Source organism: Streptomyces sporangiiformans (assembly GCF_005768555.2).
In the GTDB taxonomy this organism is placed as follows: Bacteria; Actinomycetota; Actinomycetes; order Streptomycetales; family Streptomycetaceae; genus Streptomyces; species Streptomyces sporangiiformans.
Genome location: NZ_VCHX02000059.1, coordinates 1 through 8,421 on the forward strand (window position 1 = coordinate 1; position 8,421 = coordinate 8,421).

9 protein-coding genes and 3 pseudogenes are annotated in these 8,421 nt (G+C 68.3%); 8 read left to right on the top strand and 4 right to left on the bottom strand.

All coding sequences use genetic code 11. The features are described from left to right. The 4 genes and pseudogenes from FGD71_RS05360 to FGD71_RS50075 form a co-directional block, all read left to right on the top strand. Positions 1–133, top strand: a pseudogene (locus FGD71_RS05360) (IS481 family transposase); the annotation flags it as partial. A 526-nt stretch (positions 134–659) separates the two neighbouring features. Then, complete coding sequence (locus FGD71_RS05370; protein WP_140935832.1) at positions 660–1,109, top strand: hypothetical protein; 450 nt, start codon at positions 660–662, stop codon at positions 1,107–1,109. A gap of 91 nt (positions 1,110–1,200) precedes the next feature. Next, the gene (locus FGD71_RS48480; protein ID WP_240436404.1) at positions 1,201–1,437 is read left to right on the top strand and encodes a hypothetical protein; all 237 of its coding nucleotides are present in this window, start codon (positions 1,201–1,203) and stop codon (positions 1,435–1,437) included. Then, a pseudogene (locus tag FGD71_RS50075) lies at positions 1,437–1,670 on the top strand (IS982 family transposase); the annotation flags it as partial. The gene FGD71_RS48480 and the pseudogene FGD71_RS50075, both read left to right, overlap by 1 nt. Before the next feature lie 16 nt (positions 1,671–1,686). On the opposite strand, the gene FGD71_RS05380 reads toward FGD71_RS50075, so the two are convergent. Both FGD71_RS05380 and FGD71_RS05385 read right to left on the bottom strand, forming a co-directional pair. Then, a complete protein-coding gene (locus tag FGD71_RS05380; protein ID WP_119099218.1) occupies positions 1,687–3,111 on the bottom strand; it encodes a sensor histidine kinase in 1,425 nt (474 codons plus the stop codon). After that, positions 3,108–3,776, bottom strand: coding sequence for a response regulator transcription factor (locus FGD71_RS05385; RefSeq protein WP_119099219.1), 669 nt, complete (start codon positions 3,774–3,776; stop codon positions 3,108–3,110). Before FGD71_RS05385 ends, FGD71_RS05380 begins: the two co-directional genes overlap by 4 nt. 172 nt (positions 3,777–3,948) lie before the next feature. Here FGD71_RS05385 and FGD71_RS05390 point away from each other — a divergent pair, with 172 nt between their 5' ends. Beyond that, entirely contained in the window at positions 3,949–4,638 is a 690-nt protein-coding gene (locus FGD71_RS05390) for a PepSY domain-containing protein (RefSeq protein ID WP_119099220.1), read from the top strand. 145 nt (positions 4,639–4,783) lie between these two features. Here FGD71_RS05390 and FGD71_RS05395 read toward each other — a convergent pair whose 3' ends face one another. Next, the gene (locus tag FGD71_RS05395; RefSeq protein WP_119099221.1) at positions 4,784–5,125 is read right to left on the bottom strand and encodes a transcriptional repressor; all 342 of its coding nucleotides are present in this window, start codon (positions 5,123–5,125) and stop codon (positions 4,784–4,786) included. A gap of 253 nt (positions 5,126–5,378) precedes the next feature. Here FGD71_RS05395 and FGD71_RS48485 point away from each other — a divergent pair, with 253 nt between their 5' ends. The 3 genes and pseudogenes from FGD71_RS48485 (at position 5,379) to FGD71_RS47915 (ending at position 7,207) form a co-directional block, all read left to right on the top strand. Continuing rightward, positions 5,379–5,675, top strand: coding sequence for a hypothetical protein (locus tag FGD71_RS48485; protein ID WP_119099222.1), 297 nt, complete (start codon positions 5,379–5,381; stop codon positions 5,673–5,675). A gap of 307 nt (positions 5,676–5,982) precedes the next feature. Beyond that, on the top strand, positions 5,983–6,258 hold the full coding sequence (locus FGD71_RS47905) for a hypothetical protein (RefSeq protein WP_140935833.1): 276 nt from the start codon (positions 5,983–5,985) through the stop codon (positions 6,256–6,258). Between the two features lie 67 nt (positions 6,259–6,325). After that, positions 6,326–7,207, top strand: a pseudogene (locus FGD71_RS47915) (tyrosine-type recombinase/integrase). 6 nt (positions 7,208–7,213) lie between these two features. Here the strand turns inward: FGD71_RS47915 and FGD71_RS05420 are convergent. Then, positions 7,214–8,083, bottom strand: coding sequence for an acyl-CoA thioester hydrolase/BAAT C-terminal domain-containing protein (locus tag FGD71_RS05420; protein ID WP_119099226.1), 870 nt, complete (start codon positions 8,081–8,083; stop codon positions 7,214–7,216). Positions 8,084–8,421 lie beyond the last annotated feature (338 nt).

The window sequence follows — 8,421 nt, forward strand, 5'->3', positions numbered from 1 at the left end:
GCGGACCGAAGGCGAACCGGGCCTTGCCGACCGCTCCAGTCGGCCCCGAACGACGCCGCACCGCACCCCGGCCACCGACGAGGCCCGCGTCTGCCGACTGCGTCAGACCCACAAACTCGGCCCGGCCTTGCTGCCCGTCTTCCGCCGGTCGACCGGCGACGGACCAGTCGCGGTTCCCCCTTTTTCGCGCGCACGTGGGAGCCGTCCACGCACGCGCGGGTCCAGTCGAGCTCGCCAGCCGATTTGAGGTCGGCGAGCAGGATCCGGTGCAACCGCTCGAAGACTCCGGCCCGCTGCCAGCGGTCCACGCGCCGCCAGCAGGTCTACCCGGACCCGGACCCGGACCCGAACCCCAGCTCCAGCGGGAGGAGTTGCCAGGAGATGTCCTGGTACAGGACGTACAAGATGCCCTCCAGACAGAGCCGATCACCCACTGGCCTAGGCCCCGGCGCCGCTTCGGCCAAGGCGGCAGCAGCGGTTCGATCAGCTAACCCATACAGTCGGTCGTGTGGAGCGCGCGAACCAGATGATCAATACCAAGGGGCGAGAGCTGCGAGCTGAGGGCTACGATCAAGCGTGAGGTGTGGGGGCTTTGGGGAGGGCGGCCTGTGGGTGGCATGGCGAGTCTCGGACGCCGGGGGGTGCTCGCGCTCGGAGCGGTGACGCTGCTTGCGGCGTGCACGGCGAATTCGAAGAGCGCAGATGGCGCCAAGGTCCGCACCGATCTGGAGCCTCTGGAACGTAGGTTCGGCGGCCTCGGCCCGCTGTCAGATGCGCGCTGGCTCGGCATCGTACTGAGCACCGATTCGCGGGGGTCCATTCCGGGCCCCACCGATGTGCGTGTGGTGGGAACCGCCCAGCTGAGATCGGGTACCGTTGCCGCCATCACGGATGCCTCGCAGCAGAGCTTTCAACCAGAGGTGCCAACTCAACTCCCTGAGAAACTCGCCGAGTTCGTGCCCAAGGATGCACGGTGGGTTCGGAGTGATTCCTTCGACCATGACATGACGGCTGGGATGTACACCGGCGCGTTCTATCTCGATCCAGGCACGGACACGGTCTACTTCGACACGACCAATCCGAGTGTTCCCGCCGACTCCGGACCGTGAGGGTCCCTTGTTCTTCCTGCGGAGCCGCGGCGAGGACGTCCAAAGCCAGTGCGTGACGACCGAATTGGACACCCTCGCTACCGCCCTATATGTGAGAACCGACGACTTGCTGAGGGCTGCTCCGCAGCTCGCTCCGTGGCGGCCGAAGATCGGGATTGCGCCGCGGCTGAGCGACGCGGAACTGGTGACGCCGGCGGTGGAGCAGCTCCTGCTCGGCTTCACCTCCGACGTTCCTGCCCCACCAGAACGGCTCGAACAGACGGCTGAGGAGATCGGCCGACCGGATCCGCAGGTGATGCGCGAGCTGGCCACCGACACAGCCCCGTAAAGGGCGAACTCGAGCGGGCCGGATCAACGCTGTTCAGGCCACTGCGGCAACTGATCGAATCGGTCGACCAGACCCACAAGGCCCAGCTGGACCTCGAACGCCACGGCGGGGGCACCCCCGGCGGGGTCATCGTCCGAGTCCTCCACCGGCTCCTCGTCCTGACCACAGCCGTCTGGCACAACACCCGGACCGATCAACCCGTCCTGCGTTCACTGACCGTCTTCGATCACTGACCTAGGACTCAACCATCTAGGTGAGCGGCAAACGCAGTTCGAACAAGGCACCTCCGTCGGGGGCGTCGGTGACTGTCAATGTGCCTCCGTGGCGTACGGCGATGTCCTTGGCGATGGCGAGGCCCAGGCCGGCGCCGCCGTCGTCTCGGGCTCGGGATTCGTCGAGCCGGACGAAGCGTTCGAAGATACGGTCGCGGTCGGCGAGGGGGACGCCCGAGCCGTCGTCGCTGACCTGGAGGACTGCCTGGTCGGCGTCCGTGCGCAGGGTGACGGCGACACGGTCGCGGGCGTGGCGGCGGGCGTTGTCGAGGAGGTTGCCGAGGACGCGGCAGATCTGATTGCGGGAGCCGCGCACCTCCACGGACTTGACGCTGTCGAGGGTCACTCCGTCCCGGGAGGACACTTCCTCCGCCACGACCTTCGCCAGGTCGAAGCGTGCGTCCGGCGGGGGCCGCTCCCCCGCGTCCAAGCGGGCGAGCAGCAGCAGGTCGGCGGCGAGGCCTTGCAGTCGTACGGTGTCCTCGACGGCCCCGTCCAGGTCCAGCAACTCCGGGTGCGCGGCGCCCACTTCGAGCTGGGTGCGCAAGGACGCGATGGGGCTGCGCAGCTCGTGCGAGGCATCGGCGACGAAGGCACGCTGCCGCTCGACCGAGGTCTCCAGGGCGGCGAGGGTCTCGTTCGTCGTGCGGGCCAGGCGGGCGATCTCGTCGTGGGTGTCCGGCTCGGGGACGCGCCGTGACAGGTCCTCGGAGGCCGTGATGGCGGCCATCTCGGCGCGGATGCCCTCGACGGGGCGCAGCGCCCGCTTGGTGACGACGTACGTCACCCCGCTGACCGTCAGCAGCAGCAGGGGCAGCCCTATGAGCATCGTAGTCAACGCGGTGTTGACGGCCTCCTCTTCGGTGGAGAGCGGGGCGCCCGCGTAGACGGTGAGCAGGACACCTGCCGGCGTGATCAGGTCGACCACGGCGAAGCGGTACTCCGCCGTCACCCCCTCGACGGTCGCGGTGCCCTCGCCGTACCAGGTCTCGTCGGTGACCTCCCCGGCGGAGAGAGTGCCCCCGTCCTCCGCCTCGCGATCGCCCTCCGCCCTGTCGTCGGCGTCGTCGTTGGTCTCGGAGTTCAGCCGGTCCGAGGCGACGGCGGTCACGTTCATGGCCTCGACGTCCTCGCCGGCCGCGACAGGCTTCTCGTTCCGGTCCAGGACCTCGACGGGGTTCTCGTCGCCGTCCGGCAGCTTCAACTCGTCGTACGCGAACCCGTTGGCCAGCGCCGAGGCGGCGTTGCGGGCCACGGAGTCGGCTTCGGCATCCGCCTTGTCGGTGAGGGTGAACCGCAGCGAGAGCAGTACGGCGGTGCCTGCGGCGACCAGGGCTATGGCGACGACGACCGTCGTGGCGAGGGTGGCGCGGGCCCGCACGGAGCCGAGGCGGCGATTCACGGGCGGGCCTCCAGCCTGTATCCGGCCCCGCGTACGGTCTTGATGAGCGAGGAGCCGACCTTGCGGCGGAGAGTGCTGATGTAGACCTCGACGATGTTCGGGTCGCCCTCGTACGCGAAGTCCCAGACGTGCTCCAGGATGTCGGACTTCGACACGACCTCACCGGCTCTCATCACGAGCTGTTCGAGGACGGAGAACTCCTTTGCGGTCAGGGTGATCTCGGCCTTCGCGAGGAACACCCGCCGGGCGGAGGTGTCGACCTTCAGATCGCCGACCGTGTGCACGGGCGAGGCTCCGCCCGCCGGCCCACGCCGCCTGAGCAGCGCCTTCACGCGGGCGAGGAGGACGACGTAGGAGAACGGCTTGGTCAGGTAGTCGTCGGCGCCCGTGTCGAGACCCTCGGCCTCGTCGTACTCGCCGTCCTTGGCGGTGAGCATCAGGATCGGCACGTCGTGTCCGGCGGCCCGCAGGGCGGCGCACACGCGGTAGCCGTTCATGCCGGGCAGCATGATGTCGAGGATCACCAGGTCATAGACCCCCTCGCTAGCCCGGTGCAGGCCCTCGATTCCGTCGTGGACGACGTCCACGGCGTACCCCTCGGCCGTGAGGCCCTTGGCGAGCGACACCGCGAGCCGCTTCTCATCTTCCACGATCAACAGGCGCATGCGCTCAGCTTGGCAAACCGAACCTGAAGCGGCTTTCAGGTGGCTTCAGGTTCGCTTAAGCGTCGATCGGCCAGATTGGTTCCCGTCGCAAGCAGATGAGGCAGACAAGCCAACTGCAACCGTCAACAACGTCCGTTGTTGGTGGCAACCAGTCGTATTCCGGAGGAATCTCATGAAGCGCAACGTCGTCATCGCCACCATCGCGGCCGTCGCCCTGATCGGCGGCGGCACCGCGACCGCCATCGCGGTCTCGGGTGGCGACGAGGCGGTGGCAAAGAAGAACGTGACGGTGTCGAACGGCGACGGCGACCGCGACGACGTCAACGACACCGACAACACGGCCCAGGACAGGGCCGGGGACCAGGCCGCCCGCGCCAACGAGGACGCCGAGGACAAGGCCGAGAACGCCGCCGACGCGAAGGCCGGGCAGATCACGGCCTCCGACGCGATCAGGGCGGCGCTGAAGCACACGACTGGTACGGCGGTCTCGGCCGACCTGGACGACGAGGGCACAGCCCACGTGTGGGAGGTCGACGTGCTGACCAACGGCGGTGCCTGGCACAGCATCCAGATCAACCCGGCCAACGGCAAGGTCCTCGGCTCGCACACCGAGAAGGACGACGACGGTAACGATGCGGCCGAGACCGCGCAGATCCGTGCCGCCCTGAAGGGCAGCTCCGTGACCGCCGCGGAGGCCGCCGAGGCCGCCGCCGCCAAGGGCACGGTGACCTCTGTCGACCTCGACGAGGAGAGCAGGGACCAGGCCTGGGAGGTCGACACCACCGCTGCCGACGGCACCGGCAGCGACTGGCGCGTGAACCCCGACTCCGGCAGGGTCACCGCCGACCGCTCGAACGACTGACCCAGGCACACAAACCACCGGGAGGAGTGACCCCGCCGCCCCTGTCGGCCGACGGTCACTCCCCCAGGAGGACCGCGTCTCCCTCCCCCACACCGGAAGACCGGCTCCTCCTCCCTCCCCGGGTAGCCGAAACCTCTCCTGGGTTTCAACGCCTCGCTCCCGTCCTGCCAACCAGCCGTATCAATCCCGTGCACAGGCCGGTGAGTTCGACGGTGTGCTCCACAGCGGCGAAGCCGGTGTCCGCTGCGATCTCACGGGCCCACCGCTCGACGGCCTCGGAGCCCACCGGACGGCTGCGGCCGCAGCAGATCAGGTAGTGGCGGTGCCCGTCGGCGGGCCGCCGACGGTAGAGCCGCTCGCCCGCCTCATCGCGTATGACGTCAGCACCGCCTGTCGCCTCCAGCTCCAGCAACGCGCGGTAGACGGTGGTCAGCCCGGTCCGCGTGCCGTGCACGGTCAACAGACCATGCAACTTCTGGGCAGACATGGGCTCCTGACGGTCCGACCGAACTCGCGGGAACCACCGCTCGAGGTCGCGCTCGTGCGTCGGAATGGTTGCTGCCGGGACCCCCGCTGCCGCGTGCACTCACTCGGGTCTCACGCCGCGTGTCCGGTCGGGTGCGTATGTGTGACTTGGCCACACCATTGTTTATTCAGGGTGGAGTTGAGGAGCAGCATTGAGCCAGAAGTGCCGGCGATTCGGTCACAGTCGGCTGTCGAAGGACTACCGGAGACGAACCATGACCACTGCACACGCTCCCCACCCGGACCATGTTCACCAGCACGGCGAGGGGTGCGGCCATGTTGCCGTGCCGCACCAGGATCATGTGGACTACGTCCACGACGGTCACTTGCACCGCGTCCACGACGACCACGTCGACGAGTGCGAAACCGCCGGGCACGCTCCCCACTCGGACCATGTTCACCAGCACGGCGAGGGGTGCGGCCATGTTGCCGTGCCGCATGGAGATCACGTCGATTACGTGCACGACGGCCACCGGCACGCCGACCACGACGGGCACTGGGACGACCACTGACTCGACGTCCTGGCGGGTGNCACCGGCACGCCGACCACGACGGGCACTGGGACGACCACTGACTCGACGTCCTGGCGGGTGGCTCTCCGGGGTGACGGCCACCCGCCCTTTTGTGAGGTTGGTGAGGGGCGGACCATGCAAAGCGGCTGGGACGAGGGACGCCGCCTCCTGCTGGACGCCGCACGCCGCATCGCCTACCGCGGCGTCAAGGCAGCGTCGACCGCCCTGTTCAACCTTGAAGCCACCCTGTTCCACTGCGAGTTGACCGACCAGCTCTCGCGCCGACGCACCCCGGACCGGGCCCGACATGCGAGCCCGCGAATGGGCCCGCGTCCCGGCCAGGATGGCGGAGACGATGCAGCACCATCTGCAGCAGATCGCCGGGACGCTGCGGCCGGGCAGCGTGAAGAAAGCCGAGCTGACGCTGCGAGAGTTCGCCCTGCTGGTCGCCGCCGAAGACGCGGCCGTCAGCTGCGTCGCCGAGCTCAAGCGGCGACACGTCGAACGCTACCGACAGTGGCTGCTGGAGCAGCCAGCCACCAGCGGAGCCCGCTGCACCGGCACACCGTCCGCGACCGCCTGAGCAAACTCCGCGGCTTTCTCCGTCGCCTCGACGATGGGACGCCGCCGACCGGCCACCCCGCCAGCTGGTGTTCGACAGCGACTTCCCGATCCCGGACGAGCCACTGCCACGCTTCCTCGACGACGCCGCGGCCGCCAAACTGCTCTCCGCCGCCAGACGGAACCTCGACCCGTTCGCCCGCCTGGCCGTCGAAATTCTCGCCCGCACTGGGATGCGACGCAGCGAGATGCTGGGCCTCACCATCGACGCGGTCGTGCAGATCGGCTCCGCCTACTGGCTCCGTGTCCCGGTAGGCAAGATGCACACCGACCGCTATGTTCCCCTGCATCCGCAGCTGAAGACGCTGCTGGACGACTGACTGCCGCACCGCCCCGAGGGCCTGCGCTCGAACCTGCTGTTCACCGACCACGGCCGCCCGGTCAATGCCTCCCGCATTGACGCCGCAGTCCGCAAGGCCGCCGAGCGGGCCGGACTGGGCAGGGTCACCCCGCACCAACTCCGCCATACTCTGGCCACTCAAGCGATCAACCGAGGCATGTCCCTCGAGGCCATCGCCGCGCTCCTGGGACACAAGTCGCTGTCCATGACACGCGTTTACGCGCGGATCGCTGACCGGACCGTTGCCGACGAGTACTTCGCCGTCTCGGAGAAGGCCGAGGCACTCTACGACGCCCCGCGCCAGCTGCCGGCCGACGCCGAGGGAACGGAGATGGCCAAGCTCCGGCGGGAGATGCACCGCCGGATGCTCGGCAACGGCAACTGCGCTCGCCCCGTCGAGATGGACCGCCACTTCGAGTCGATCTGCGAGTCCTGCACGTTCTTCGTCACCACGATCGAGTTCCGTCCCACCTTCCAACGCCAGCGGGACGACGCGGCGGCCAAGGGGCAGGTCGCACGCGAGCAGATCTTCGACGGACTCCTCAGCCGTCTCGACGGAGAAGCCTCCTGACGAATGTCAGCAGCCGAATGGAGCCGTTCTACCCAGCTTGTCGAGGATGTGTGGCCACGCAGCCTCTCCCAGGAGAGCGTCAGCTCTGGGCGTGCCTCCATACAGGAAGTGCGGTGAGGCCGGCGCCGGGCTCTCGCCGGGAAGGCGTGGTCGGTGGCCGGCATCGTGGCGGGCGATGAGATGCGCGGTGGTCCCGGCTGAGCGTCGGCGTTCTACCAGTTGTTCGGCGAAGCGGAGAGAAGGCCACATCGCGTCGTCGCCACCGGCGACGAGCAGCAGATCGGCCCGGGCCTTGTCGACAGGGATCTCTGCCCGAGGGAGCAGGTGAGCGAAGCTCCGCTCGCTGAGTTCGTACCAGTCGCGGATGGCGGCCGGACCACTGCCCGGGTTCGCCGGGGTCCAGGAGTCATCCATCGGAACGAAAGGCAGGGGCTGCCCCCGCCAGGTCCAGGAAGACCGATACGGGCGCTGTTCCCCGTCGGGGCCGGGACCCACATTGCACCAGACTCGCGACGTGGGCGACAGCCCGATAACAACGTCCACGCGCCGGTCGTACACGGCCGTGAGCAGAGCTGCTTCAGCCCCCTTGGAGACACCGAGGATGCCGATGCGTCGGGCCCCGCTCGCGGTGAGGAAGTCGACCGCAGCGGTGAAGGTCTCCAAGGGGATCTCACAAATCCCCGGAGCCTGCCCTGGTCCGCCGAACCAGCGGATGGACACAGCAGCGATGCCGTGGCGAGCGAGGATGCGCACTCTCTCGCGTTCGATGCGTCCGCTGGAACCGGCCAGGACCAGAACGCCAGCGTCACTGCCGCAGGCCGGAGCGGCGAGAACGCCTTCCCAGGGATGGTTCAGCTCGTGCTCAACAACGTCCACAGGCTCCCCAGCTTGACGCTTCGCGGTCAAAGAGTGTCTCGGGCAGCTTCTCAAATGCAACCGGAAGCTTGACATCGAGACCCGCATAATGGAGGAGTACCGACCGGCAAGGTCCGCTACGACAACCTCCGCTCCGCGGTCTCCCGGGTGCTGAGCTCGCGCTCCCGACAGTCAACGTGTGCTTGCCTTCTCACTACGAACCGGGCCACACAGCTGCCGAGTACCCGCATCACAGCCGAGCTCCGTTGCTTCTCGGCACGTACGGAGCCACACCAGGACGATGCGGATTCGCGCCGGGAAGTGACGGGGCAGCGGGGTCCAGGGGCCGGCGAAGGCCC

Coding starts and splice junctions, on each gene's coding strand:
- FGD71_RS05395 (WP_119099221.1), bottom strand. CDS start 5,125: ATGTCTGCCCAGAAGTTGCATGGTCTGTTGACCGTGCACGGCACGCGG.
- FGD71_RS48485 (WP_119099222.1), top strand. CDS start 5,379: ATGACCACTGCACACGCTCCCCACCCGGACCATGTTCACCAGCACGGC.
- FGD71_RS47905 (WP_140935833.1), top strand. CDS start 5,983: ATGCGAGCCCGCGAATGGGCCCGCGTCCCGGCCAGGATGGCGGAGACG.
- FGD71_RS05390 (WP_119099220.1), top strand. CDS start 3,949: ATGAAGCGCAACGTCGTCATCGCCACCATCGCGGCCGTCGCCCTGATC.
- FGD71_RS05385 (WP_119099219.1), bottom strand. CDS start 3,776: ATGCGCCTGTTGATCGTGGAAGATGAGAAGCGGCTCGCGGTGTCGCTC.